This is a genomic window from Nitrospirota bacterium, assembly GCA_035516965.1.
Lineage (GTDB): Bacteria > Nitrospirota > UBA9217 > UBA9217 > UBA9217 > MHEA01.
Genome location: DATIZR010000063.1, coordinates 12,094 through 38,329, shown reverse-complemented (window position 1 = coordinate 38,329; position 26,236 = coordinate 12,094). Strand labels below are relative to the sequence as shown.

31 protein-coding genes are annotated in these 26,236 nt (G+C 58.5%); 27 read left to right on the top strand and 4 right to left on the bottom strand.

From position 1 onward, the window contains the following. Positions 1-24: 24 nt before the first annotated feature. Complete coding sequence (locus VL197_10035) at positions 25-1,218, bottom strand: pyridoxal phosphate-dependent aminotransferase (GenBank protein ID HUJ18317.1); 1,194 nt, start codon at positions 1,216-1,218, stop codon at positions 25-27. Positions 1,219-1,541: 323 nt separating this feature from the next. Here VL197_10035 and VL197_10030 point away from each other — a divergent pair, with 323 nt between their 5' ends. Then, complete coding sequence (locus tag VL197_10030; protein HUJ18316.1) at positions 1,542-2,522, top strand: formylglycine-generating enzyme family protein; 981 nt, start codon at positions 1,542-1,544, stop codon at positions 2,520-2,522. A gap of 395 nt (positions 2,523-2,917) precedes the next feature. Next, positions 2,918-3,241 carry a hypothetical protein gene (locus tag VL197_10025; protein ID HUJ18315.1) on the top strand — a complete coding sequence of 108 codons (324 nt, stop codon included), beginning with the start codon at positions 2,918-2,920 and terminating at the stop codon, positions 3,239-3,241. Between the two features lie 123 nt (positions 3,242-3,364). Here the strand turns inward: VL197_10025 and VL197_10020 are convergent, their stop codons facing one another. Continuing rightward, positions 3,365-4,006, bottom strand: a complete 642-nt coding sequence (locus VL197_10020) for a DUF922 domain-containing protein (GenBank protein ID HUJ18314.1) — start codon at positions 4,004-4,006, stop codon at positions 3,365-3,367. 387 nt (positions 4,007-4,393) lie between these two features. Between VL197_10020 and VL197_10015 the strand changes: the two genes are divergently transcribed. Next, the gene (locus VL197_10015) at positions 4,394-4,666 is read left to right on the top strand and encodes a hypothetical protein (GenBank protein ID HUJ18313.1); all 273 of its coding nucleotides are present in this window, start codon (positions 4,394-4,396) and stop codon (positions 4,664-4,666) included. Positions 4,667-4,799: 133 nt separating this feature from the next. Here VL197_10015 and VL197_10010 read toward each other — a convergent pair whose 3' ends face one another. Further along, on the bottom strand, positions 4,800-5,831 hold the full coding sequence (locus VL197_10010; protein ID HUJ18312.1) for a serine hydrolase: 1,032 nt from the start codon (positions 5,829-5,831) through the stop codon (positions 4,800-4,802). Positions 5,832-6,141: 310 nt separating this feature from the next. Continuing rightward, positions 6,142-6,342 (bottom strand): peptide-methionine (R)-S-oxide reductase, encoded by a 201-nt coding sequence (locus tag VL197_10005; GenBank protein ID HUJ18311.1) that lies wholly within the window; start codon positions 6,340-6,342, stop codon positions 6,142-6,144. 876 nt (positions 6,343-7,218) lie between these two features. Here VL197_10005 and VL197_10000 point away from each other — a divergent pair. The 24 genes from VL197_10000 (at position 7,219) to VL197_09885 (ending at position 26,176) form a co-directional block, all read left to right on the top strand. Then, the gene (locus VL197_10000; GenBank protein HUJ18310.1) at positions 7,219-7,410 is read left to right on the top strand and encodes a hypothetical protein; all 192 of its coding nucleotides are present in this window, start codon (positions 7,219-7,221) and stop codon (positions 7,408-7,410) included. 264 nt (positions 7,411-7,674) lie between these two features. Further along, positions 7,675-8,160 carry a copper chaperone PCu(A)C gene (locus tag VL197_09995; protein HUJ18309.1) on the top strand — a complete coding sequence of 162 codons (486 nt, stop codon included), beginning with the start codon at positions 7,675-7,677 and terminating at the stop codon, positions 8,158-8,160. Positions 8,161-8,458: 298 nt separating this feature from the next. After that, on the top strand, positions 8,459-8,851 hold the full coding sequence (locus VL197_09990; protein ID HUJ18308.1) for a phage holin family protein: 393 nt from the start codon (positions 8,459-8,461) through the stop codon (positions 8,849-8,851). A gap of 83 nt (positions 8,852-8,934) precedes the next feature. Next, positions 8,935-9,615 (top strand): energy-coupling factor ABC transporter permease, encoded by a 681-nt coding sequence (locus tag VL197_09985; protein ID HUJ18307.1) that lies wholly within the window; start codon positions 8,935-8,937, stop codon positions 9,613-9,615. 17 nt (positions 9,616-9,632) lie between these two features. Then, positions 9,633-10,337, top strand: coding sequence for an energy-coupling factor transporter transmembrane component T (locus VL197_09980; GenBank protein HUJ18306.1), 705 nt, complete (start codon positions 9,633-9,635; stop codon positions 10,335-10,337). 183 nt (positions 10,338-10,520) lie between these two features. Beyond that, a complete protein-coding gene (locus tag VL197_09975) occupies positions 10,521-11,363 on the top strand; it encodes an ABC transporter ATP-binding protein (protein HUJ18305.1) in 843 nt (280 codons plus the stop codon). Between the two features lie 74 nt (positions 11,364-11,437). Further along, the gene (locus VL197_09970) at positions 11,438-12,685 is read left to right on the top strand and encodes a PAS domain S-box protein (GenBank protein ID HUJ18304.1); all 1,248 of its coding nucleotides are present in this window, start codon (positions 11,438-11,440) and stop codon (positions 12,683-12,685) included. 118 nt (positions 12,686-12,803) lie between these two features. Continuing rightward, positions 12,804-13,385 (top strand): LPS export ABC transporter periplasmic protein LptC, encoded by a 582-nt coding sequence (lptC, locus tag VL197_09965; protein HUJ18303.1) that lies wholly within the window; start codon positions 12,804-12,806, stop codon positions 13,383-13,385. After that, positions 13,360-13,857: a lipopolysaccharide transport periplasmic protein LptA gene (gene lptA / locus VL197_09960; protein HUJ18302.1), complete on the top strand. Its 498-nt coding sequence runs from the start codon at positions 13,360-13,362 to the stop codon at positions 13,855-13,857. Before lptC ends, lptA begins: the two co-directional genes overlap by 26 nt. 10 nt (positions 13,858-13,867) lie before the next feature. Beyond that, positions 13,868-14,593: an LPS export ABC transporter ATP-binding protein gene (gene lptB, locus VL197_09955; protein ID HUJ18301.1), complete on the top strand. Its 726-nt coding sequence runs from the start codon at positions 13,868-13,870 to the stop codon at positions 14,591-14,593. A 78-nt stretch (positions 14,594-14,671) separates the two neighbouring features. Then, positions 14,672-16,147, top strand: coding sequence for an RNA polymerase factor sigma-54 (gene rpoN / locus VL197_09950; protein HUJ18300.1), 1,476 nt, complete (start codon positions 14,672-14,674; stop codon positions 16,145-16,147). Positions 16,148-16,293: 146 nt separating this feature from the next. Continuing rightward, the gene (gene raiA, locus VL197_09945; protein ID HUJ18299.1) at positions 16,294-16,824 is read left to right on the top strand and encodes a ribosome-associated translation inhibitor RaiA; all 531 of its coding nucleotides are present in this window, start codon (positions 16,294-16,296) and stop codon (positions 16,822-16,824) included. A 12-nt stretch (positions 16,825-16,836) separates the two neighbouring features. Then, positions 16,837-17,310 carry a PTS sugar transporter subunit IIA gene (locus VL197_09940; GenBank protein HUJ18298.1) on the top strand — a complete coding sequence of 158 codons (474 nt, stop codon included), beginning with the start codon at positions 16,837-16,839 and terminating at the stop codon, positions 17,308-17,310. Beyond that, positions 17,307-18,191: an HPr(Ser) kinase/phosphatase gene (gene hprK / locus VL197_09935; GenBank protein HUJ18297.1), complete on the top strand. Its 885-nt coding sequence runs from the start codon at positions 17,307-17,309 to the stop codon at positions 18,189-18,191. The genes VL197_09940 and hprK overlap by 4 nt, the downstream gene beginning before the upstream one ends. After that, the gene (gene rapZ / locus VL197_09930; protein HUJ18296.1) at positions 18,188-19,051 is read left to right on the top strand and encodes an RNase adapter RapZ; all 864 of its coding nucleotides are present in this window, start codon (positions 18,188-18,190) and stop codon (positions 19,049-19,051) included. Before hprK ends, rapZ begins: the two co-directional genes overlap by 4 nt. Before the next feature lie 78 nt (positions 19,052-19,129). After that, positions 19,130-19,531 (top strand): PTS sugar transporter subunit IIA, encoded by a 402-nt coding sequence (locus VL197_09925; protein ID HUJ18295.1) that lies wholly within the window; start codon positions 19,130-19,132, stop codon positions 19,529-19,531. 13 nt (positions 19,532-19,544) lie between these two features. Beyond that, complete coding sequence (locus VL197_09920; protein HUJ18294.1) at positions 19,545-20,033, top strand: PTS sugar transporter subunit IIB; 489 nt, start codon at positions 19,545-19,547, stop codon at positions 20,031-20,033. Between the two features lie 26 nt (positions 20,034-20,059). Further along, positions 20,060-20,839 carry a PTS sugar transporter subunit IIC gene (locus tag VL197_09915; protein HUJ18293.1) on the top strand — a complete coding sequence of 260 codons (780 nt, stop codon included), beginning with the start codon at positions 20,060-20,062 and terminating at the stop codon, positions 20,837-20,839. An 18-nt stretch (positions 20,840-20,857) separates the two neighbouring features. Next, entirely contained in the window at positions 20,858-21,646 is a 789-nt protein-coding gene (locus VL197_09910; protein HUJ18292.1) for a PTS system mannose/fructose/sorbose family transporter subunit IID, read from the top strand. Further along, positions 21,646-21,915 (top strand): HPr family phosphocarrier protein, encoded by a 270-nt coding sequence (locus VL197_09905; GenBank protein ID HUJ18291.1) that lies wholly within the window; start codon positions 21,646-21,648, stop codon positions 21,913-21,915. The genes VL197_09910 and VL197_09905 overlap by 1 nt, the downstream gene beginning before the upstream one ends. A gap of 34 nt (positions 21,916-21,949) precedes the next feature. Beyond that, on the top strand, positions 21,950-23,704 hold the full coding sequence (gene ptsP / locus VL197_09900) for a phosphoenolpyruvate--protein phosphotransferase (protein HUJ18290.1): 1,755 nt from the start codon (positions 21,950-21,952) through the stop codon (positions 23,702-23,704). A gap of 279 nt (positions 23,705-23,983) precedes the next feature. Next, positions 23,984-24,178: a hypothetical protein gene (locus VL197_09895; protein HUJ18289.1), complete on the top strand. Its 195-nt coding sequence runs from the start codon at positions 23,984-23,986 to the stop codon at positions 24,176-24,178. After that, a complete protein-coding gene (gene alr, locus VL197_09890) occupies positions 24,159-25,331 on the top strand; it encodes an alanine racemase (protein HUJ18288.1) in 1,173 nt (390 codons plus the stop codon). Before VL197_09895 ends, alr begins: the two co-directional genes overlap by 20 nt. Before the next feature lie 74 nt (positions 25,332-25,405). Next, positions 25,406-26,176 (top strand): ABC transporter permease, encoded by a 771-nt coding sequence (locus tag VL197_09885; protein HUJ18287.1) that lies wholly within the window; start codon positions 25,406-25,408, stop codon positions 26,174-26,176. The last annotated feature ends 60 nt before the right edge of the window (positions 26,177-26,236 follow it).

The following is a 26,236-nucleotide window of genomic DNA, read 5'->3' as shown; positions in this document are numbered from 1 at the left end:
GCTTGGCTGCTACTCGCATTTTTATCACGCGAGCCTGTTGACCGCCTGTTCGATTCTGTCCAGTCCTTTGACTATGTTCTCCATCGATGTCGCATAGGAGAGGCGGATGTACGCGTCTGCGCCGAAGGCGTCTCCGGATACGAGCGCGACCTTGGCGTCCTCGAGCAGATAGGTCGCAAGATCCGAAGAGTTCCTGATCCTTTTTCCGTTCACGCTCTTGCCGTAGAGCGGAGAGACCCGCGGGAAAGCGTAGAAGGCGCCGACCGGCATGACGCAGGATATGCTTTTTATCTTGTTCAGCCTTTCAACCATGTACTTACGCCGCTTGTCGAACTCGGCGTTCATGGTCTGGATGAAGTCCTGCGGGCCGCGGAGCGCTTCAAGGGCCGCCTTCTGGGAAATGGACGCGGGGTTCGACGTGCTCTGGCTCTGGATGTTGGCCATGGCGGCGATGACGTCCCTGGGACCGGCTGTGTAACCGATGCGCCAGCCCGTCATGGAATGCGATTTTGATACGCCGTTCACCACGATGGTCAGGTCCTTGATCTCCGGACCCAGCGAGGCGATGCTGTAATGCTTGAACCCGTCGTACAGGAGCTTTTCGTAGATCTCGTCGGAGATCACATAGATCCGGTGCTTCACGGCGATTGCCGCTATCTCCTCGAGCGTCTTCCTGTCATAGGCCAGACCCGTGGGGTTTGAAGGGCTGTTCAGGATCAGCGCTTTGGTCTTTTTCGTGATGGCCTTTTCAAGCCGGGCAGCGGAAAGCTTGAACCCTTCCTGCTCCGTGGTCTCTACAATGACCGGCGTCGCATCGTTCAAGAGCACCTGGTCCGGGTAGGAGACCCAGTAAGGCGAGGGGATGATCACCTCGTCGTTGGGATCGAAGAGCGCTTCCGCGATGTTGTAGAGAGAGTGTTTCGCGCCGCAGGAAATGATGATCTGGGATCTTTCGTACGTGAGTCCGTTGTCTTTCTTGAACTTCTCGACGACCGCCTCTTTCAGCTCGTCGGTCCCGCCCGCGGGCGTGTATTTCGTGAATCCGGACTGGATTGCCTTGATCCCGGCCTGTTTCACGTTCTCCGGCGTGTCGAAATCAGGCTCTCCCACGCCGAAATCCACAACATCGATGCCCTGCGCCTTCATCGCCTTGGCCTTCGCCGCCGTTGCCAGCGTGGGGGAAGGCTTGATTGCCATAGCTCTTTTCGCAATTCCCATGCTCATGGAAAACCTTTCGTGCCATCAGTGGTCATTTTCTAAGTGCTTGAATTTTTAGCACACAAAGAGGCCAAAGTCAATCAGATTGTTGGAAGCGGGGCACAATCGGCTTGTTTAGGCGTAAGCAAGGATGAAGAATTGAAAGGGCTGAACGACGCTCCGGTCTTTCGCCGCCAACATCAGCACAAGCCTCCTGTCGGGATGACCGCGATCAAGGCCTTCTTACGAGCAGCAGAGGTGACCCTGTGTTCCTGAGCAGCGTGATACAATCAGATATGGGAACAAGTAGATGACCTTATGACCGCTCTTTAACCGGAATTCGTATGACACTCAGAAAAATGATCGTAACCGCGATCCTTTCGACCCTCATGGTTCTGTGGATGCTCAGTCCAGGGCAAACAAAAAGCAGGGAAACTTTTGCCGCTGAACGTTCGTACACGGACCCGGCCATCGGCTCGGAGTTCGTCCTGGTCAAGGGCGGGTGCTACGAGATGGGCGATGTTTTCGGCGACGGAGAGAAGGATCAAAAACCGGTGCACAAGGTCTGCATTGCTGATTTCTACCTGTCGAAGCACGATGTCACGGTAGGGGACTTCCGGAAGTTCGTGAAGGATACCGGATATGCGACCGATGCCGAGCGAAGCCAGGGCTGCGCTGTATGGAACGGGAGCAGGTGGCAGTACGACGGCAACAAGAATTGGCGTAATCCGGGTTTTGCGCAGGACGACCAGCACCCCGTGGTTTGTGTTTCGTGGAACGACGCCAAGGCGTTTGCCGAATGGATTTCGCGCAAGACGAAGGTGAGGTATTGCCTGCCAACGGAGGCGGAGTGGGAGTATGCGGCGAGAAGCAGGGGGAGGAATTATAGATACAGCTGGGGAAATGGCAAGCCGTCAGGAAATATTGGTGATGAATCGCTAAAGCGCTCGGTTTCCGGTCTGGAAATATGGGCTGGATATGATGACGGCTTCGTGTATACGTCGCCGGTTGGCAGTTTTAAACCAAACGAACTCGGGCTGTATGATATGACGGGAAACGTCTGGCAGTGGACAGCTGACTGGTACGGCGAAACCTATTATAAGGAAAGTCCGAAAGACAATCCGACGGGCACGTCACAGGGACCCCTCCGTGTGCTTCGCGGCGGCTCCTGGAGCAACAAGCCGGGCGCCGTGCGCGTGATGTTCCGCAACAAGAGGTTCCAGGCGGACCGCAGCGCTTACTTTGGGTTCCGCTTGAAAGCAAAGTGTCCGCGGGCCGATGGTGATGCTCTCGCGAAGCTCGAACGGGGCCATGCGGTGCGATGATTCAACGAAATATCATCCTCTGACCATGACGCGCTGATCCCTCGTTGAATCTAAGAGAGCCCTCTCCGCCATCGTCGTCCGCTGCGTTCTGCGCTGGAAGCTTGTCAACAATCCTGGTGCCTTCGCGAATCAGGCTCAGAAGTAGTCTTCCACGTCATAAACGTCTCTCAGAAAGCCTCTTCTCCGTTTACAGAGCGTATCGTTACTGAGCTTTCTGTCAGGTTCTTTCCTCCCTGACTCAGTACATTTTTACATTATGCCTCTTCTACTTTAGTAACAGGACAAAATTAGCCCTGTTAAAAAGTAAAAATATTAAAAAAAATACTTGAAATATCCTTCACTGCTCCAGGAGAGTAGTATAATATAATTAACTTGAGGTAAAGGAGGTGTTCGCTATGAAGAAGACTATACTTATATTAACGGTAATGGCCCTTGCGCTAGCTTTTGCGGTGACCTATGTGGATGCTGCAGAAGTTTCGAAAGATTGGCCATCGAATGGGATCACGGTGTTCAGCACGGGTGTTGTGGCACTCGATGATGCGGCTATTCTTCCCATGCAGGCACATGTGGACTCAGACATGTATTTGGAGGGATCGGCTGCAGGCGGACTGCGTGAGGAAAAGCCTCTCTCTAATGGCGTTACGTACTTTGAGATGACACGTCCGGCAGGCGATGAACATCCGGGCAAGTTTATCGACAATGGCATTACCGCATTTTAGTACGGAGGTCGTAGGAGCAGGGACGTAAGATAAAAAGTTTATGTGCATGCACTATGAAAGACAAAAGCAGGCTGAAGACAGCCTGCTTTTTTTTAACTGGCAGCAACGCACCCCGGCGAGCGATTAAGGGAATAGGGCTCCCTGGAGGATGCCGTGGCTGGTCGATTCATCATATCTCTTCTGCTCATCATCCAGTTTCTTGAGCCGCAGCCGGCAAAGGGTCTTTACCTGGCGGTCCAGGTCTTCGCACGTGGGCGCCGGCGAAAGCTCGGCAACGGCGCGGGTCATTTCATCTGCCGCCTCCAACACGATCTTCCCATGTCCGTTCTCATGAGTCATAAGGTGCTTCATATAGGCATCCCACTTGTCGACGAGTGACTGGGGAACATCGCCGGTCCTAACCCATTTAGGCAGTCGATAGATGACGTTGACAGTCATTCTAAATGAATCGGCGGAACAGGCATGGGAGCTGCGGTCATAATCGTAATCCCACTTCACCTTCCAGCTTGTGACGGAATCATACTTGACACCATCGTGCCACATTACCGCTTTCCGGGTCATCTGGTCAAGAAGGTCTCTTTCACAGGACCCGCAAATCTCGTAATACTCATATGTTTCCGTGTGCAGCGGTGCTGAAACGGTTTTTCTTTTCAAGGAACTGCGATCCTTTTCAAGGCTTGCCATTACAGCCCCGTTTTCACCTGCAAATGCAGTAGTGGTAACGGTCATTATGATAAGGAGGAATGCTTTTATTTTTCTTTCCATGCTTGCCCACCCGGGATGCTTTTGCGCCAAAGAGGCACGTTCTTAGTTCCAGGATTCACTAAACTTTTTAATAGTACGACTTTCTAAATATGGAAATCAAGAACGAAATGAACATGTTCGTTATCGGTGCAATATTGAGACAGATCATTTGAAACGTGATAATTCTATTATGAATTCTATTCAGTCGCAATATATAAACAATACAATTTCTAATACTTTAGCTCTAACCTAAAATATACCCCGAAATTATTCTTGCAATGTAAATAAGAATAATGCTAATCTCAAAATGACGTTATTATTTCGATATCCCAGTTGCCGGATCCAGAATTGCCGTTTCCCGGTGATGAATATGCATATATCCGGCCGCTTTTTTCGTGGAGGAAAAGAATGGGCGTTCTGCGTGACTCCGACCTCGTGACCATGGTTTTTGAACTGATGAACCGTGGCATACAGAGGGACAACCTCGAGCGAGCCATGAAGCATATGATCGGCCCTGACTGGCGGGATGTGAACCTGTCCATCTGGCTGAAGAGGCTCAGGGTCCAGGGATACGTTCTGCACAATGACCGCGAACTCACGGTCAGCGACCTGGAAGCCCTCGTGAAGGGACGTATCGCGCTGGACCAGTTGAATAACTGCAGGCTTGACCGGGACATGTAAAGCACAGCAGTCCGTCTCTCATCCCGCCCCTGACCGTCACTCCTGGAACAAACCCTTGCTTTCTCCCGCGGCCTCAAAACGCAACCTGAAGCACCGGCTGCCGCCACCAATCTCATCTCCCTTTCAGCCCCCCTCACGACTGTTGATCGAGCTCATCGTACACAAGTCGGGTAATATCGCGGATCGTCTTTACGAGGGCGCTCTCGTCGTCTCCGCGGACCATGATCCCGAGAAGGAACGGCCTGTGCGGATGATAAATGATGCCGTACTCATGCAGTTGGTACAGCTCTCTCTCCTCGCCGTGTTCCGCTACTGTGACCAGGCGCTTTCCGAACTTGCTCGCGATATCGATGTTCGCGGGAATACCGGAAGCCATCCCCGCACGGAAAGAGGATTTGGACAGGTACCGCAGGGCTTTTTCGGACATCTCTTCGGACAGGTACGATGAATTGAACAGCACGCGGTAGAAAGACGCGTAACCCCGGACCGAAAGGGAATCGGCTTCATCTCGCGGGTTGTATTCCACGTTGAGGTCCTTGAATACCCGGTCCAGCCGCTGGTTCGGGATGTTCGCGCGCAGTAGTGTGTACGCCGAATCATCATCATAGGCGATCATCCGGAAGATGAGGTCGTTCACGGAGGAGGGTTTTCCCGGTTCGATCGGGGATGGGCTCCCCTCCGGCACCCGTTCACCGGGTGCTCCGGCGGCGAGGGTCAGCGTCCTGCGCAGCACGAGCGGGTTCGACTCGGCCCATTTGAAGTAGGCGATCATCAGGGGCAGTTTCAGGAGGATCTTGGACGAGAATATCTCCCGTTCGTTGATCCCAATCCAGTTCCCATTGTTGAGGTCCCGAAAATAAACGGCCGCTGAGGCAACGACTCCGGTGTGCAACCTCTCATCGAGAAGATCGTTTATTTTGTACCGGAATGGCTTGAGTTCCTTTGCCGGCTGTCCCGCAGCATTGTTTGTTTCCGTTGACGTCCGGATGAAGCGGAATGCACCTTCCCGGGTCAGCGCAATTTCATCGCTCCTCTCGGTCTGCAAGGGAGAGAGCAATCCGACCATGCCGCTTCCGATAAAAAAGCCGAGCGCAAGAGCGCCCAGCAGCAGGGTCATCAGGTGCGACCGGCTCATCGTCATCTTATGGGCTGCTGTTTTCTCCATTTTTTTACTGGACAGTAATGAATAGCTCTTGACCGTATTTCACCGCACCGCCGGGCCGGCATCCTGAGTCGCCGGCGCAAAGACGTATACATTATACCCCACCAGGGGGCACAAGGCGAAAAAAAGGGTAAACTGAAGACTCTCTCGTCCCGCTCTTTTGTTGAGGTGCCTCTCCGGACGACAAAGAGCGATCCGGCAACAACGCATTTCTTCGTTTTCCCGGTCATGAACGGACAGCGCTAGGTACGGTCATATCCTTCCCCGGAAAGGTTTCCCGAGGGATGAACCGCAGCGTTGCGCAGTTCGTGCACTAGCGAAGGCCGGCAGACTGCGGCCGTCGGAACACCTTGCCCACCTGTGAGTCGCCTTGCCTGCTTCTCACCTCGGTCTGGACTAGGAACCAGCTCCGGTCTTCCTTCTCGGCAATGTCGCCCGCCTCGAGCGGCCTCGTGAAACTGGGCCATCCCGTCCGTACTGCCCACCGATCTGAGCAGCGGCTCGCCCGAAACAATGTCTACGTAGATGCCTTCCTTCTCTTATTATTCCAGTACTCATTGCGGACCGGCGGCTCGGTGCCGTTCCCCTGGATGACCGTGTACTGTATCGGCGTACGCCGTTTTTTTAGCCCTCACGCGAGGGTTTGACGTACCCGTTCTCGTACTGTGCGGTTAGTATGCCGCCCTCCCCTTCCCTATACCTTTTATATTCACCCCTGCGATATCTTCGATATCCTAGTCGCCCCTGCGTCGAACCGGCAGAAGTAGCGGAAGGGGCTTTTTTTCCATCGACCCGTAATTACCACCACCAGGAATTCTCCAGAAGGAATCACGACATATTTAATCCTAGTTTCTATCTCAATTATACACCAGGCGTAGGCAGGCGGGAGGCGGCATGCACGATAAGTTCTCCGCAAGAGAGACCCGGGCTGCCCGTAAAGAAGTTTCATTTTTTCGCGGGTTCAGATATTTAGATGAGGAATCCGGCCGTGATCGATCCATACCGGGGAGGTGAGGGTACTATGATCCGAGAGTTGTGGGGCCGGCTCCCGGTCTCTCCTGCCTGCTCGTTCTGAGTTCCTGCGCTCGATGCAGATCGCACCGCTGCCCGAACCGGCGTTCACGCCTAGGCTCCTGGTCTCTATCCAGGTCCACTGGACCCGCTACTAGGAGAACAGGGGCGGTGGGGCTCGACTGATGATAAATTCGTGGCGCAGCAGTACAGCAGCGCAAATAAATACCTGACTGAGACCGGTATCTATGAGGTCTCAAGTCGGCGCGGGTCTTGCCGGACGCAAAGGGGAAGGAAATACTTGCAATTGACTCTGCCTTTACGGTATAGTCTCCTGCCTGAGGGGGAAGCCCCGTCAAGAAGGAGTGCGGTACGAGATATGAGTGCAACGCCCGGCTGGTTCGAGAAAGACCTTCTGGAAACATTCTACCTGATCGTCGAGGAGTATCGGAGCGGCTCCATCGATGAGAAGACGTTCTTCGACCGGATATTCACGATCGCCGAGCGGTATGGCCGCCACGCGGGCAAGGAATCAGGCAGCCGGGATCAGATGAACCTGTTCATTTCCTGAGAAAGGCCCCTGCCGTGTGCGGCCGAACGCTTCCCCATGCCTCTGAGCTACCCGTCCCCTTCTTTTCCCACGTCGATGCAATACTGTCCATTCCGCTTCTGCCACGATCTTCCGGGGGAACAGGGCCGGAACAGGGCTTCGTGAACGCCGGTTTTCAGCCGCGGCGATCACGAGGGGACGGCCTTTCCCTCGGTACGAAGCCGCTTTCAATCCGGACAACTCTGGAGCAGATTAGGCACAAAAAAAACGAACAGTGAGGGAACCATGGAGCACAGGCAGGGAACCATCAGGGACTTCGTCGCAGGCACTGCGATCGTGGCTGCTGTAGTCTGGGGCTGCACCAGCGAACCACCCCGATTGAACATCCATAATGCGCACGTCGAATTTTCGGAGGTGATGCGCGATGAAGCGTCTGTGTATCTCACGATCGTAAACAGCGGCGGACCGGACAGACTGCTCCGTGCCCGCGTCGACATCCCCGGCGCAGAGGCCGATATTCACGAGATGCGAGGCGACGTGATGGTGATCGCGAAGTCGCTGGTCATACCCGCAAAGAACAGCCTCGTGCTCGCGCGTGCGGGTCCGCATATCATGGTCGCGAATCTGCCCCAAGACCTGAAGGTCGGCTCACAGTTTACTCTGACACTCCAGTTCCAGCGGTCGGGTGAACTCCAGGTGCTCCTGGAGTTCACGAAGCCTAGGAGCGAGCCGGTAAAGCCTCCCGCGACTCACGAGTATCATAAGCACTGATGGGAATTGAAGACCCTCGTGAGCGTGCCGGGTTCCGGGGAGACCACGAGAGCGGACAACCGAATCAATCGCGGGGAGAGATTGAGCGGCAGTCTGGCTGCCGATCGTGAACTTCAAAGGGGGCTGACGACTTCGGGTGGGAGCGCGCTCCGGTCGCCAACCCCTTTTTCACCCCTGGTACACCTCATCACGGACGCGGCATTTGCCCGCTATTCGTTCCTCATGGGCGCTCCGATCATGCTCCGGGTTGCAAACCGCCGGGAACTATGCTAAACTTTTTGAAATTTTCGGAGGAGCCATGATCGGATTTATTCTGCGCTGGTCCATGAACCTGCTCGCGCTCATGATCGCCGCGTCGCTGATCCAGGGCATCAGGATCCAGAGCGTCGAAATGGGCATCCTCGCGGCGGGAATCCTGAGCATCGTCAACGCGGTGATCCGACCGGCGGTGCTGGTCCTCACGCTTCCGATCAACCTTCTGACGCTCGGCCTCTTTACGCTCGTGATCAACGCAGCCATGCTCCAGCTCGTCTCCATGCTCGTGCCCGGTCTCGTGATCGACGGTTTTCGCGCAGCCTTCTTCGGCGCACTCCTGATCAGCCTCATCAGCTGGATTCTGAACATCTTCATTGCCGGTGATGGCAAGTTCGTATTCATCAAGAAGGCGGGCAAGGACGGCGAACGCAAGTAACGCGCCGGGTAAGGAAGGGCAGTTCGCCCCTCTCGCCGCCACCGGATTTCCTGGCAAAATCATAAAAAGAAGCAGGGCTGCCCATGACACACATGCACATACCGGACGGCATTCTTCCCGTCTGGCTCTGGCTCGCCGGATTCGTGGCCATGGCCGTGGCTCTCGGGTTCAGCTTTTACCGTCTCCGCGGCATGGATACGAAGAAGATGATCCCCCTGCTGGGCGCCCTGTCCGCGGCCATGCTCGTGGTGATGAGCCTGCCTATTCTTCCCGGCTATCACATCAACCTGACCGTCGTGACCGGCATCCTGATCGGGCCCAGTCTCGGGCTGATCGCGGCATTCATCACGAGCGTCATTCTCGCGTTCATGGGACACGGCGGCATTACCGTCATCGGGCTGAACACGCTGCTCCTCGGGTCCGAAGCGGTTCTCGGCCACCTCCTGTTCTCGCTCCTGAAACGCCTGCCCGTGTTCTGGCGGGCGGCCGCGGCCACGGTGGTGACCCTGTTCATTACGACGATGCTGCTGATCGGAATCGTGGCCGTCGCTCATCTCGATCCCGACGTGCTCCATCACGGCGAGGAGCACGACCATGCAGTGCATTCCTGTGGATCGGTATCGACCTTTGCTGTTGTGGTGCTGACGATCGGGGCCGTGGGATGGATCATTGAGGCGGCGATCACCGGGGCGGTTGTCAGGTTCATCTCCCAGGTGAAGCCCGACCTGCTGGGGCACGGGTTGCACCGCAGCTCCAAGAAATAATAAACAAGGAGAAGGGCGTGATCTCTGTCGCGCGGATCGACCATTGGGCAACGAGCGGGAACGGCCCCTTTCACCGGGCTTCGGCCCTTGCGAAGTTCCTTTTCCTGTTTCTCGTGGTAGGCAGCGCCTTGACGGCACGGTCCCCCTATCCGCTGATGGCGGGATACGGCCTGATCCTCGTTGTGGCTGCCGCTTCCGGGCTGCCGTGGGCGAGACTCGTCCCGCTTTCCCTCTACGCGGTCCTGTTCGCCGTTCTGTACGGGATCAGCATACAGGGCGGTCTTTTGGCCTATGCGCTGCTGGTCTTCAAGGCGATCACGCCGTCCCTGGCCCTGCTGGCGCTCGTCGTCAGCACGCCCTATCCGAGGATCTTTTCCCTGATCAGTACGGTCCTGCCCGAGATCCTCGCCGCAGGGCTGTTCATGACCTACCGGACGCTGTTCATTCTCCTGGACATGATGGACAATTTCGGCGTGGCCATCCGGCTGCGTGGAGGGTTCTCGCCGGGCAGTCTGGCGAAGAACAGTTCGAACATCGCGAAGGGGATCGGCATGCTGCTCGTGCGGGCCGTGGAGCGGGCGCAGCGGCTCTATGCCGTCATGGCGGTCCGGGGCTACAACGGCAGCATGGCCCAGAAGGGGGCTGAAGGAATGCGACGCGAGGACTGGCTCCCTCTCGCGACGGGTCTGACGGTGTTCATGCTTGCGATCATGTGGACGTAATGGAGGAAAGGAGCACAGCGTGATGCCACGCGTGAAGCGGGGAGCGTTCGTCACAAGCTGCTAACGAGTGCGGAAACAGGCGGGCATCGTGAAGGAGATATTCAGAGCATGATGATGTCCTCCCTCCCTTTGCCGGAAGATCGCTCTTGTCCGAGCACCGCAGGATTGAAATAGTCTTTAACCATGGAACCGATCATAACCGTCAGCTGTCTGAAGCATATTTATCCCGACACGACCGAGATCCATATCTGCGGCCTGGACTTCGTCGTGAACCGGGGCGAACGCGTCGCGATCCTCGGCGGGAACGGGTCGGGTAAGACCACGCTTTTGTACCATGTTCTCGGCCTGCTCAAGCCGGACGAGGGGAAGGTGACCGTGTTTGGCATGAACCCTGCCACGCATTATCCTGCCGTCCGGGAGCGCATTGGCGTGCTGCTGCAGAGCGTCGACGAGCAGATCCTTTCACCCACGGTCTGGGACGACGTATCGTTCTCGCCACGGAACTACGGCTACGAACGGACGCTGAGGGAACAGATGGTCGCGCAGGTCCTTGCGGAGCTCGGCATTGAACACCTGCGCGACAGGATCTGTCACTACCTGTCGGGAGGCGAGAAGCGGAAGGTGGCCCTCGCCGGCGCGCTCGTGATGCGGCCCGAGCTCCTCATCCTTGACGAACCCTTTGAGGGGCTCGACTCACGGTCCCGCGGGGAACTGGTGTCGCTTCTGAACGCACGGAATAGAGAGGGCATGACCATCGTCATGTCTACTCATGATCTGAACCTGGTCGCGGCCTTCGCCGACCGCGTCTATGTGCTCGCCAAGGGCAAGGGTGTGGTGACTGCGGGCACTCCCGCAGACATCCTGGTGAACAGCGGGGCCCTCAAGGCATCCAGCATAGATCCGCCGCTCCTGACGGAGCTCTTTCTGAAGCTGCGGGAGCGCGGGGTGGAGGTGAACGTTCCGATCCATCTCGAGCAGGCCGTTGCCAGCCTCGTCCCGCTGCTCAAAGAGTTGCCGCGCGGTTGAGAAGGGTTGTTGCATTTCCAGCGCGTCACCGGTATACTGCCGTCTGACCGGGAGGGGCGCCAGGAGGAAGAGGTATGATGAACACCAGTTTCGAACACCGGAAGGGAAGCCTGATCACGGCTATTGCGCTGGTCCTCGCTGCGGCGGTGATCGCCGGCTCGGCGGTCTGTTATTTCAGCCTGGAGCGAAACGGCGCAGGGTTTCTGCTTTCCCTCGTCATCCTTGCCGTCGTGCCCGGCGCCGCCTACCTCCTCTACCGGCAGCTGATCTTCCCCTACTACCGGCGTCTTGAGGATGCAAATCTCGAACTTCACCTCCGGCAGGAGGAACTGCTCGATATCAAGGACGACCTCTTCATCAAGTTCCTTGGCGTCTATGATGTCAACTATGCGGCCAACTCACCGCGACTGTTTTCGAACCGCATGAAGGATGTCGCTGACGTGACGGCCCGGGTCATGGAGGCCGAGGTCTGCCTGCTCTTCCTATACGACAAGAAGGCCGACGAACTCGTGCTTAGCGCAGCCAACAAGGACCTCATGGACGGGTTGAAGAACGTCAGGGTCGCGCTCGGTGAAGGCATCGAGGGCTGGGTCGGCCGGAAGCTCGAACCGGTCATGCTGAAGGACCTGCGCAGCGACGGCCGGTTCAGGGAGATCCCGGAACTGAACCTCTCCCGCTATCAATCGGCCTACTGCCTCCCGCTGTATGTTTATTCGAATGGAGCTCTGATGGGAGTCATGGAGGTGCTGTACACCAAACCGAGAAGTTTCACCGACGAGGAGATAAACTTCTTCACGACGCTCTCAGGCATCATTGCGACGACGGTGCAGAACGAGCAGATGCAGATCGAACTCCGGAAGATGAACCTGGAACTGGAGCAGTGGGTTACGGAGAAGACCGAGGAGCTCCGTTCGTCCGAAGAGCGCTACCGGAGCCTCGTTGAGAACGCCTGCGATACGATCTTCGTAGTGGCAGAGAACGGGGATGTGGTTTTCGTGAACGAGCAGGCAGCGCGCCTTACGGGTTGCACGAAGTACGATCTCGTGCACAAGAACTTCTTTGAACTCTTTGTCGATTCTGCCGGACTCCGGAAGCTTCTGGCCGAGGCGTCGCAGGGGGGGCGCGGCCTCAGCCATGCCGATCTCAGAAAGGCGGATGGGGGAATCGTGCCTGTCGATGTCAGCGCCGTAGGCCTCACGCTCATGGGTAAGCGGTTCGTGCAGTCTGTGGTTCGCGACATGTCCTCTCTCCTCCAACTCGAGAATCTGCTCAAGGAGAAGCAGAAAGAGATCGCGGAACTCAAGGCAGGGCGGAGATCTTAGAAACTTCTTCCGGCTGCGTCCCGATTGATCTTTCCGATTTTAACCTTTACATGTCACGGGTTTCATGGTATAAATTATGCATGGCGGCCTGGTTCGGGCCGCCATAATAACTTTAATCATGAACATGAAAGCCAGCGCAAAACGGGGCGCGTTGTTGCTCGCAGTTCTTCTTCTCATCGCGGCGCTCTATGGCGGTTTGCAACTCATACGCCGCGGAGGCATAGAGGACCTGTCGATGCCATCCCTGTTCAAGCCGGCCAAGACACCGCGGCTGTTAATGAGCATGCAGGGGTTCCGGTTCACGCAGTCGGAAAACGGCAGGGTGGCCTGGAGGATGCGCGCCGGGAGCGCCGATCTCTATGAAAACAAGGAAGCGCAGCTGAAAGACCTTGAGATCACCTTCACCGCCCCGGACCTGAAGGTGGCGGCTCTGATCGGTGATTCAGGGCGGATGGACACAGCGACGGGCGACGCATCGATCCGTGGTGTCGAACACGAAGTCCGGGTCGTCACAAGCGACGGTTATCTGCTGACCACCCGGTCCCTCTCCTGGAGGGCCGGCCCCAGGCTGGTCAACACTCCTGACCCCTTCAAACTGCTTGGGAAGGAGATCTATCTTGAGGGCAAAGGGTTGTCGGCAAACGCGGACATGCGGACGATCGTCGTACAAAACAATGTTAAAGCGGTGCTTCAGGAATAGTCTCCTGCTTCTTGTCTCCGCGCTCTGTATCGCAGCCATGCCCAGGGCAGGTGGGCGGCCGGAGGGAAGGCGGGAACCGATCGTGATCACGGCAAGCCGCATGGAAGCCGATAAACTCGGGGATAAGATCACCTTCAAGGGCGACGTGACGCTGAAGAAGGAGGGGATGACTCTCTATTCGGACACGATGATCGTCTTTTATGACGCACCGTCCAAGGGCATCAACGAGATCGAGGCCGAGGGCAATGTCGTCGTTCGCAAGGAAGGGCGAGTTGCCCTCTCGAAAAAGGCCTCCTATTACAGCAAGGAAGAAAAGATCGTGCTGACCGGTGACGCGCGCATTATCGAGAACGAAAACCAGCTGGGCGGCGAACGGATCACGCTGTTCATGCGTGATGACCGGAGCATTGTTGAAGGCGGGAAGGTCCTGTTCTATCAGGACAGCAAGGCCGAAGGCAGAAAGAGAAGATAGCACTTCCCCTATGACGCAGGCGCTTGAAGCAAAAAAATTGGAGAAGAGCTACCGCGGCAGAAAGATCGTCCGCGGCGTCAGCGTCCAGGTCAAATACGGGGAAGTGGTGGGGCTGCTTGGACCGAATGGAGCGGGCAAGACCACGACGTTCTACATGGTCGTGGGGCTCGTCAAACCGGACCAGGGAAGGGTGGTTCTGGACGGCACGGACATAACCAGGATGCCCATGTACCGGCGGGCGCGGAACGGGATCGGTTATTTACCGCAGGAGCCCTCCGTATTCCGGAAGCTCACGGTAGCCGAAAACCTGATGGCGGTTCTGGAGACCATGGACCTGTCCGGCATGGAGCGCCGGGAGCGGCAGGATACGTTGCTGGACGAATTGGGCATCAGTCACCTGGCCGGAAGCAGGGCGTACACGCTCTCGGGCGGAGAACGCCGACGATTGGAGATCGCACGGGCACTCACGCTTTCGCCGAAGTTTATTCTCCTCGATGAGCCCTTTGCCGGGATCGATCCGCTGGCCGTGCAGGACATCCAGGGTATCATATCGCTTCTGAAAAGCAAGGGGATCGGAATCCTGATCACGGACCACAATGTGCGGGAGACACTGGCTATAACCGACCGGGCCTATATCATCAGCGAGGGGAAGATCATTGAGGCGGGGACGGCCGCTGAGATCACGGCGAGCCCGCGGGTCAGGGAATTTTATCTGGGTGAAGCGTTCAAGCTGTAGCTATAATGGGAAGTAGCCTGGCTTGGCCGCTTACACGATAACCATCCGGGGAGAAGCAACAGGCACATTGTTATTTCTATGGAAGCGCGACTCGAACTAAAACTCTCTCAAAAGCTGATCATGACGCCACAGCTCCAGCAGGCCATCAAGCTGCTGCAGCTGTCCCGGCTCGAACTGGTGCAGTCCGTCGCCCAGGAACTGACCGAGAACCCCGTGCTTGAGGAATTATCTTCCGATTCCACCGAGGAAGCCCCGGAAGGTGAAGGCGAGTCCGCCCCTGAGGCGGCAGCCGCGGAATCCATTCCGGAGAGCCCCCCGGAGCAGGAGAACACCGCCGAGCTGAAGACCGATCTGGAGCTCGGCCCCCAGTGGGACGAGTACCTGAACGAAATGGGGGACGGCCGGGACTACGGGTACGCAGAAGCTGACGAAAAGGAGCTGCCCTCCTATGACCAGACGCTGACCCGTCTTCCGAGTCTGAGCGATCACCTGCTGTGGCAGCTCCATCTGTCCTCATCCGACCCGGTGCTCGTCGGGGGAGGAGAATGGATCATCGGCAATCTGGACGATGACGGCTATCTGAGGGCTACTCTGGAAGAACTGTCCCAACAGTCCAGCCTGCCGCTGCACGACATGGAGCGGGCGCTGGACCTCATTCAGACCTTCGACCCCGTCGGTGTCGGAGCACGTGATCTGCAGGAGTGCCTTCTGGTCCAGGTGAAGCACCTGGATCTGGGAGGGTCCCTCGTAGAGAAGATCGTCCGGGACCATCTGCAGGACCTCGAAAAGCGCAGGTATGCCCAGATCGCCAAGGCCCTCGCCGTAACGGCCCAGGAAGTGATGGAGGCGTCCCAGGTCATCATCCATGAACTGGAGCCGAAGCCGGGCCGGCCGTTCCTGCCGTCAGACACGAACTACGTAACGCCCGATGTGTACGTCCTGAAGGTGGAGGACCGGTACATCGTGCAGTTAAACGACGAAGGAATGCCGCGCATCCGCATCAATCCCTACTACCGCAGATTACTGAGCCATAAGGACAGCGTCGATAAGGTCACCAAGGAATACATCGAGGAACGTCTCCGCTCGGCGCAGTGGCTTATCAAGGGCATGGAGCAGCGGAGCAAGACGATCTACCGGGTCGCCGAGAGCATCGTGAAGTTCCAGCGAGACTTCCTGGACCAGGGGATTTCCCAGCTGAAACCCATGGTCCTCAAGGACGTGGCGGAAGACATCAGCATGCACGAATCCACGATCAGCCGTGTAACCACCAACAAGTACATGCATACGCCCCAGGGCATCTTCCCGTTGAAGTTTTTCTTCACGACCGGATTTTCCCTCAACGCCGGCGCTCCGGGCATCGAAGTGTCGTCGCTCACGGTGAAGGATGTCATCCAGAAGATGATCAAGGAGGAAAACCCTGCCGCCCCGCTCAAGGACCAGCAGATCGTCGATGCGCTGAAATCGAAGGGGATCGAGATCGCGCGGAGGACCGTGGCGAAATACCGGGAGGAGCTCCGGATACCGCCGACAAGCGTACGCAGACGGATGGGATAAGTGACTTGACGTCAATAACCAGGCACCAAATTCCAAATAAATTTCAATGTCTGAAATCCGGATCACCGTGCGGGGTTGGCATATTGGATAGTGCAATTTGTTTGTGATTTTTGAATGGGGAGTTCGGAAATTCGAAGGAGGGTTCTATGCAGGTTACGGTCAACGGAAGACACATTGAGGCAACGGAGGCATTGAAACAGTACGCAACGGAGAAGTTCAGCAGGCTGGACAAGTATCTGCCGAAGACCGTACAGGTGACAGTAACTCTATCCGTGGTCAAAAAAGTCCATCATATCGCAGAGGCCGTCATCAAGTCCAACGGGCTGCTTATCCAGGCGTCGGAGGAGACGGAGGAAATGTACTCTGCGATCGATCTGCTGATCGAGAAGATCGAACGCAGGGTGCGGCGGTACAAGGAGAAGTTGGTCGACCACAAGCATCAGAGCAACAAGGCCGAGATCGGTGCGTCATCGACGGAGCCGGGAAGCCCCATTCCGCAGATCATCAAGACAAAGCGGTTCGACCTCAAGCCCATGCAGGCAGAGGAGGCCGTGATGCAGATGGAACTCCTGGACAAGGACTTCTTTATATTCGCCAACGCCGGGAACGGGGGGCGGATCAGCGTCATCTACAAGAGGAAAGACGGGAATGTGGGCCTGATCGAGCCTGCCCAGTGAGGGATCGGTCAAATGGCCACTATCAGAGACCTGCTCCGGGACGAACTGGTCATCGATGATATTCGGGCGACCGACAAGACGGGCGTACTCAGGGAATTTGCGGGCCTGTTGCAGTCGAAAGGCAGGGTCAGGGACTCCGGGGAACTGCTCCGCACGCTGATGGAGCGCGAGTCCCTGGGCAGCACCGGCATCGGGGACGGGGTTGCCATACCTCACGGGAAGCTGGCCTTCATCCCCGACATCATCGTCGCCTTTGGACGTTCCAGCCGGGGAATCGATTTTCAGTCGCTTGATCGGAAGCCTGCGTACCTGTTCTTTCTGATCATTACACCGATAGACAAGCCGGGCGATCACCTGAAGATGCTCGCCCGCGTTTCCCGCATCCTCAAGAACCCGATGTTGCGCGATAACCTGAGGCATGCGCCGGACGGGAAAGAGATCCAGCGGTTGATCTGCGAAGAAGACGGCAGATACCCTCAGCGATGAACGTAACCGTACGAGACGTGGCACAACAGCCGGAGATCCTGGCGGGCCGGCCGGGCATCCGCAGGCGAATCTCCTCGCCGCTGATGAGCGCGCCCCAGCTCGCTTCGGCCGATTCGTGGCGTGACATCACCTCCAGCCTGGTGCACCTCCCCCCCAGTCAGCTTGCCCACCTCGCGTCGCTTCCCCGCGCGAAGCGCCTGCAGATCATCCGGGCCCTCCTCAAGCAGAAGCCGGCGTGCATTGTCGTAAGCGGCGGTTCCGTCCCGAAGGAGCTGCTTGACGAGGCGGATGCGGCGAGCATGGTTGTGTTCCGGAGCCGAAGCCTGGCCAAGCTGGGCCGGGAACTAGCCCGGAAACTGCCCGCCCGCACCAGCCTTCATGGCGTGCTGGTCCAGATTTTTGGATTGGGAGCGCTGATCATCGGTGAAAGCGCCATCGGTAAGAGCGAGGCCGCGCTCGACCTGGTGCTGCGCGGACACAAGCTGATCGCCGACGATATCGTGATCCTGGAGAAGTCCGACGAAGGCATCACGGGACGCGCCACGGAAATGGGCGCAGACCTCCTGCAGATCCGGGGGCTCGGAGTCATAAACATCCGCGCCCTGTACGGCGAGTCGGCCACGGAGAGCCTCTGCAGGGTCGGCCTCGTCGTCGAACTGGAGGAGTGGAGGAAGGGTCATCACTACAGCCTCGTCGGTCTCCGGGAACGCCGCTACAAGCTCTTTGGCGTGAATATTCCCTATTTGAAGCTGCCGGTTAAGAGCGGGCGGAACATTGCGACGCTGATCGAAGTTGCCGCCAGGAACCAGATGCTCAAGAACCGGGGCATCTATACCGCCCGAGACCTGAACCGGAAGCTGACGAAGAGGCTTGCGGGATGAGACGACGGATGGTTGTCGTGACGGGGCTTTCGGGATCGGGCAGGAGCGCCGCGCTCAAGGCATTCGAAGACATGGGCTTCTACTGTGTCGACAACCTGCCGCTTGTTCTCCTCCCCGCCTTCGTCGAGTTCGCGCGGGGTTCCGAAGATGCCGTCCTTTCCGCCATCGGCATCGATATCCGGGAAAAAGGTTTTCCCGATCGGTTCCCTGCTCTCGCCCGCGAACTCCGGGCCAAGGGCGATCCGATCGAGATCCTGTTCCTTGATTCTTCGGATCAGGCGCTCGTCCGGCGTTTCAGCGAGACGAGGAGGCCCCATCCCCTTGCGCGCGGCACCACCGCGCTGATCGACGGTATCCGGCAGGAACGGTCAGCGCTCGGGGAGATCAAAGGGCTGGCTGATCGCATCATCGACACGTCGGACTATACGGTCCACGACCTGCGGCAGGCGGTCGAGCGCCACTACAGCGGGGCTGACGCCGGGAGGCCGCTGGTGATCACCCTGATCACGTTCGGGTATAAATACGGCATACCCTATGACATGGACCTGATGTTCGACCTGCGGTTTTTGCCGAACCCGCATTTCGTGGCGGAGCTCAGGGACCACACAGGAGAGGAGCCCCGTGTCAGGGAATATGTCACGGGCGGGGCGGCTTCACTGGAATTTCTTGCACGGCTCCAACAGTTTCTGGAATATCTGCTTCCCCGGTACCAGCGGGAAGGAAAAAGCTACCTCACGATCGGGTTCGGATGCACCGGAGGCAGGCACCGGTCGGTGGCGGTGGCCGTCACCATCGCGGAGCGGCTGAGGGAACGCGGGTACGAAGTGAATCTGAAGCACCGGGACCTGAGGGGGCCCTGAAGCGCCGCGTGTGATTGCCGCAACCCCGTAAACACGGGCACGGTGCCCACGCTTTCATACGACAAAGGAGATGCTGGCATGATCGGGCTTGTGGTGGTTTGTCATCAGGATATGGGATCCGAACTCGTGAAGGCTGCTGAAATGATCGTGGGCAAGGTAGAGGCCGTCGCCACGGTGAGCGTCATGCAGGACAGCGCTCCGGAAGTGCTGCGCGACCAGATTCAGGCCGCGATCAGGAACGTGGACCGGAAGAAGGGCGTCATGCTGTTTACCGACATGTTCGGCGGCACACCGTCCAACATCGCGCTCGCCTTCCTCGGAGAATCCGTGGAGGTCGTGACGGGGGTGAATCTTTCGATGCTGATCAAATTTGCCAACCATCGCGATGAAAAGAACCTTCCGGACCTGGCGAAGCTCGTGCAGGAGGCGGCACAGAAGAGCATCGTGATCGCCAGCCAGATGCTGAAGGGGAAGAAATAGCAGGAGTATGGTCGTGTTCATCCGCATAGACGACCGTTTGATCCACGGACAGGTCGTGGAAGGATGGGTCAATTACCTGAAGGCGGACACGATCTTCGTGGCAGATGACGTCGTTGCCGCGAACGACCTGCAGTGTTCGATCATGGAAATAGCGACGCCCCGGGGCCTGAAGGTCTGCATCGGCGGTGTGGAAGAAATTTGTAAAAGGGTGCGGGAACCCGCCCCGGCGCAGGAGCGTGCCATTCTGCTTTTTGCGAGTCCGTCCGCCGTCCTGCGGGCGCTCGACCTCGGCCTTCCGTGCCGCGAACTGAACGTGGGTGGCATGCATTACATGCCGGGCAAGCGGAAGCTGGTCGATGTGCTGGCCGTGGATGAGCAAGACCTTCTTGCGCTCAGGCAGATACGCGCCCGCGGAGTGAAAGTCACGGTTCAGGCGGTGCCGACCCAGAAGCCGCTGGCGCTGGAAAGGCTGTTCGCGGTCTGTCGCCTGGAAGAATCGTAATGCATCAAGGGCGGAAAGAGGATGCTATGCCGTTGTTCGATCTTCATGCCGTTGCGCTGATCCTCCTCGCGGCGGCAGCGGGCGGCCTCATCGGTCTCGACCGGACCGCCGCGGGGCAGGTCATGATATCGCAGCCGATCGTTGCCGGGCCGGTGACCGGCTGGCTCCTGGGCGATCCTTCGGCGGGGTTCGTCATCGGTGCGCTCCTGGAACTGATCTGGGTGCTGGACATGCCGGTGGGCAACTTTGTCCCTGCCGATATCACGGTGGGAACGGTGTCAGCGACGGCGATCGCCGTGATCGGCAGCGGAGGACAGGCGCCGCTCGACCTGATCGGGTTCAGTATTCTGCTCACCACCGGCATGGCGCCGGTCAGCATGATCACGGACCAGTTCATCCGGAAGAGCAATGCGGCCCTTGCGGAATCGGCCCGTGCGGGAGCCGATGAAGACCCGGCGTGCGCTCTCTCGCGAAGCCATATTGCCGGAGTTGCCGTCTTCTTTCTGAAGTCCTTCGTCCTGGTTCTGCTGTTCGTGCCGGCCGGGCTGGCCGCAGCGGTGGTCTTCCGGCATGTGCCGGCGCCGGCGCATGCGGCGATGGCGCTGTTTGTGAAAGTGCTGCCGCTGCTGGGAGCGGCGGTCGTACTGAACAGGCTGTCGATAGCGGTCCTGGACCGATTCCTGGTGACGGGTTTTGCCGCCGCCGCTGCGCTGACCACTGTGCTCGGCGGTCGCCCGCTGGTCATCATCCTGCTGGTTCTTGCGGCGGGTCTCGCAGGCGCCGCGTACCGGGAGCGGCGGTCCTGAGCGAGGAAGAGAGACGCTGTGAACGAGCGCGAGAGTCGGAAATCGATCAAAAAAAGGGACTGGATCAGCATATTCTTCCGGTCCTTCCTGATCCAGGCATCCTGGAGCTTTGAACGCATGCAGTCGCTCGGTTTTGCGTACGCGATGCTGCCTGCGCTCAGGAGATTGTATCCCGGGCGGGAGGAGTTCCGCGCCCGCCTGAGCCTCCACATGGAGTATTTCAACACGCAACCCTACCTGGCGTCGTTCATACTGGGCGCGGCGGTGAGGCTCGAGGAGGAGCGGGCGGCGGGGGGGGAGGGCACGAAGAGCGAAGTCTCGGAGCTGAAAACAACGCTCATGGCGCCACTGGGAGCGCTGGGAGACAGCTTCTTCTGGGGGGCGCTCAAGCCGATGTCGGTCCTGATCGCCGTGACGGTGCTCCTCGCCGGTTTCTGGTGGGCACCGATCCTGTTCCTGGTGCTGTACAATAGCTGGCATCTCTGGCTCAGGGCCGGCGTGCTCCGGCTGGGGTACTGCAGTTCCGGCGATGTCATGCAACTCATGGCCCGCTACCGGTTCACGAGGTGGGCGGGATTGTTCAAGGCAGTCGCGATTGCGGTTCTGGGGGGCATGATTGGAATGCTTCCGGTCTGGAGGCAGGAGTACAAGCCCGACCTCTTTGCCAATGGTACCGCGAGCGCGGTCGCCGCACTGCTCATCACGCTCGTACTGTCCGCCCTTCTGAGACGACGGGGTTCGCCGATAAAACTCATGCTTGGGATAGCCGCCGTGTGCACTGCCCTGGCATATGCAGGAGCCGTTTGATGAGGAAAAAAGAGCTGTTGATCGAGAACAAGCTTGGCCTCCACGCGCGGGCCGCGGCACAGATCGTGAAATCGGCGAGCGGCTATGCATCGAAGATCATCCTCAGCAAGGACGATCTGGACGTGGACGGGAAGAGCATCATGGGGATCATGATGCTCGCCGCGGCCAAGGGGAGCACGGTGATGGTCCAGGTGCACGGCGACGACGAGGACCAGGCACTGGCCGGCCTGGAACAGCTGTTCAGGGACAAGTTCGGGGAGAAGGAGTAGGGTTCCGGCGTACGGGGCTATCGGAAAAACGAATATGCAGGAAAAAATCTACAAAGGGATAGTGGCTTCTCCGGGGATCGTGATCGGACGCGTGTACCTTCTGGACCGGAGAAAGATCGTCGTAGCGGGACAGCGGATCGAGGGCGTCAGCGTCAAGGACGAAGTTGCGCGGTTCAGACGGGCGGTCGAACTCTCGAAGAGCCAGCTCGAGGATCTCAAGAAGCGGTTCGGCAAGGGGCTCGGGAAATCGCATATCTATATCCTCGACACGCACATCATGCTGCTCGAGGACAAACTGCTCGTGGACGGGACGATCAAGCGGATCAAGGAGTTGCACATCAATGCCGAGGGCGCGCTCAAGGAGACGATATCGGGGATCGGGCTGAAGTTCGACTCGATCGAGGACGAGTACCTCCGCGAGCGCAAGCACGACATTGAGCAGGTGGGGGAGCGCATCCTCCGAAGCCTGGTGGGCCACAGGCAGGAGAGCCTGGCAGACATCAAGGATGAGGCGGTGATTATCGCCCATGACCTGGCTCCCAGCGACACGCTCATGATGCGCAAGGATAAGATCCTGGGGTTCGCCACGGATGCCGGCAGCCGGACCTCGCACACGGCCATCCTGGCGCGCTCCCTGGGCATTCCGGCGGCCGTCGGTCTGGAGAACATCACGGCGGCGGTCAAGACGGGCGACGTGGTCATCCTCGACGGTATTCACGGCGTCGTCATCGTCGATCCCGACGAGGAGACATTCCTCGATTACCTGAAGAAACAACGCCAGTATAAATATTTTGAGCAGGAGCTCGAGAAGATCAAGGCGCTTCCCGCGGAGACGCAGGATGGCCATCTGATCACGCTCCAGGGCAACATCGAGCTTCCCGAGGAGGCGATGGCGACGGCCGAGCACGGCGGCAGGGGCATCGGCCTCTACCGGACGGAGTTCCTCTTCATGAACCGGGATACGCTGCCCACCGAGGAAGAACACTACCGGGCCTACCGTCACGTGGCCGAAAAGACCTATCCCCATGACGTGGTGATCCGGACCCTCGATGTGGGCGGGGACAAGGTCGGGATGCCGGGAGGGTTTGAAAAGGAAGCGAACCCGGCGCTCGGACTCCGGGCCATACGGTTCTGCCTGCAGAAACGGGACGTGTTCCGGACGCAGCTCCGCGGCATTCTGCGCGCATCGGCCCACGGCAACATCAAGATCCTGTACCCCATGATCTCAGGCCTGCAGGAGCTGTACGAGACAAAAAAGATCCTCGATGAGGTAAAGGCGGAACTGCGCACGGAAGGGACACCGTTCAATGAACGGGTGGAGATCGGGGTGATGATCGAGATCCCCTCGGCGGCATTGATCGCCGACCTCCTCGCCAAAGAGGTCGATTTTTTCAGCGTCGGGACGAATGACCTGATCCAGTATACGCTGGCGATCGACCGGCTGAACGAACACGTGGCGTACATGTATGAACCTCTCGACCCGGCAGTGCTTCGCCTGCTGCGGTACGTGTCCACGGCTTCCCGCGAGGCCGGAATTGCGCTGGCCATGTGCGGGGAGATGGCGGGCGACCCGCTGTACGCGGCCATCCTGCTCGGGATGGGCTTCGAGCACCTCAGCATGAACGTCGCGTCCATCCCGTGGGTCAAGAAAGTGATCCGGTCGGTGCGGATGCAGGACGCCGTCGAGCTTGCGGCGCTGGTCATGCAGCAGCCTACTGCCGCCCAGGCGCGGAGGGCGGCGGAGCACTTCATGGAGGAGCGCTTCCCCGACCTGGCAGCGGAACTCTAATGTCCGTGCATCACGGTGCGGGTGGTATCTCCTGTTCATCACGCTGCCCGGCCGGAAGGACGGGCGCTGCGTTTCGGGTGCTTTGCGTCCTGCTGAATTGGCTGCCGGAATTATTTTGCAAATTCATTTTCTCTGTGCTAGAGTAAAAAAAAGCTTTGAAAAAATGTATCTTTTTATGCCGGTCCGGCCTTCGTTGCGTGCTGCCCGATGACACTTCCGGAATCGGCGACATCTACCCGACCATGCGGCCGATGTCGTGAAAAGGATCGGAGGACGAGCATGGAACCGATCATGTGCCCCTATTGCGGCGGGACCAACCTGTTCCAGGAGGATGACTTCAGCCTCCAGATGGACTATGAGTACTGGACCGTTCACCACTGGGAGTGCCTGGATTGCGCCGAGTCGTTCGACAAGATAGAGATATTGCCGGCGTCAAACGCATTTGAGGAAATAAATGAGAGCACCATCCACTGAGCCCTGTTCGACTGGCGCAGCCGCGGGTGGCTCCGGCACCGACCGTCCGACGGAGGCGCTCATTGACCTGAATGCACTTGCCCGTAATTTCAAAGAAGCGCTGCGCCGCGCCGGCGGGCGGAAGGTTCTGGCGGTCGTCAAGGCCCAGGCTTACGGCCACGGAGCAATAGCCGTATCCCGGCATCTGCTCGGTCTCGGTGCCGATATGCTCGGCGTCGCCCTCGTAGAGGAGGGCCGGGAGCTGCGGGGCGCGGGCATTCAGGCGCCGATCGTGGTGATGGGCGCTGTCTTCCCGGACCAGGCTGAGGAGATCGTCCGGCTGGGTTTGACCCCTGTGGTGTTCTCGCTGCCCATGGCGTGCGCCCTTTCCGCTGCGAGCCTCAGCCGCGGCACGACGACGCCGGTCCATGTGAAAATCGATACGGGCATGGGCAGGATCGGCATTCCTCCCGAAGCAGCACTTCCCTTCATACGGGAGCTGAAGACCTTGGTAGGCATCTCGGCGCAGGGGCTCATGACCCACTTCGCCGACGCCGACCTCGGTGATCAGCGGTTCTCTGCGGAGCAAATGGCCCGGTTCGAAGCTCTGCTGACGGCACTCGAAGAGCAGGGGATTTCGATACCGCTCAGGCATGCGGCGAACAGCGCCGCCCTCCTTGAGTACGGACGTGCGCTCTTTACCATGGTCAGGCCCGGACTCATGCTCTACGGCTATGATCCTTTCCGGAACAGAACAGGCGACCGGGGACTGGATCCGGTCCTCTCGCTTGTGACGCGCATTGCATATCTGAAGAAGGTCCCGGCCGGCGTGCCGATCAGCTACGGCAGGACCTTTGTCACCAAACGGGAAAGCCTGATCGCGACCATTCCGCTGGGGTATGCCGATGGTTACAGCCGGGCGCTCTCCAACCGGGGAGAAGCCCTGGTCCGCGGTCTGCGTGTGCCCGTTGCGGGCCGGGTGTGCATGGACATGTGCATGCTCGACGTGACGGGCGTTCCCGGCGTGTGCGAGCAGGACGAGGTCGTGCTGATCGGGCGGCAGGGATCGGAGCGGATCACCGCAGACGATATCGCCGGCGCAACCGGTACGATCGCCTACGAGGTCCTGTGCGGTATCGGCGGCCGCGTGCCGCGCAGGTATCTGCCGGCATAAGGCACTCCGCCGCACGAACAGGCGGGCGCGTGCCAGTGTGAAAGCATCGTCTCAGGGGAAGAGAGACCGGCTATATGTACGCCTGGCTTGAAAAAATCGGCCGCAGGATATTTTTGCTGCTGATGGAGATGGGGAAGGTAATGATCTTCCTGAGCCAGGCGCTTCGGGGGAGCCTAGGCCCTCCCTTCTATCTCAGGAACCTGTTGAAGCAGATGGAGGTTATCGGGGTTGATTCGGTCCCGGTCGTCCTCACCACGGCTCTTTCGACGGGCATGGTGCTGGCGCTTCAGAGCTACACCGGGTTTAAGCGATTCGGCGCGGAATCGCTCATCGGCACCGTGGTCTCGCTTTCCATGACGCGCGAGCTCGGTCCGGTTCTGACAGGGCTCATGGTCGCGGGCAGGGCGGGGGCGGCTATGGCCGCGGAACTGGGAACCATGAAGGTCACCGAGCAGATCGACGCGCTTGAGACCCTGGCAACCAACCCCATGAAGTATCTGGTCGTGCCCCGGTTCCTCGCCAGCACGGTGATGATGTTTTTCCTGACCGTGCTCGGCATGATGATCGGGATTTCCGGCGGCTATTTCGTCGGCGTCAAGGTGCTGGGCACCAATCCCGTCACGTACGTAAACCAGAGCATCAATAATACCGAGGTCAAGGACATCTGGTACGGACTGGTCAAGGCGCTCGTGTTCGGCGCGGTCGTGGGCCTCATCGGCTGCTATAAGGGATTCAATGCCGAGGGCGGTGCGGAAGGCGTGGGAAAGGCGACGACGGGCGCCGTCGTCGTTTCCTGCATGCTGATCCTTATCCTCGATTATTTCTTGTCCGCCCTGCTGTGGTGAGAGCAATCAGACAAGAGGGGACAAACAACAGAGTACCGACACGAGGAGAGAGGCTTTCTT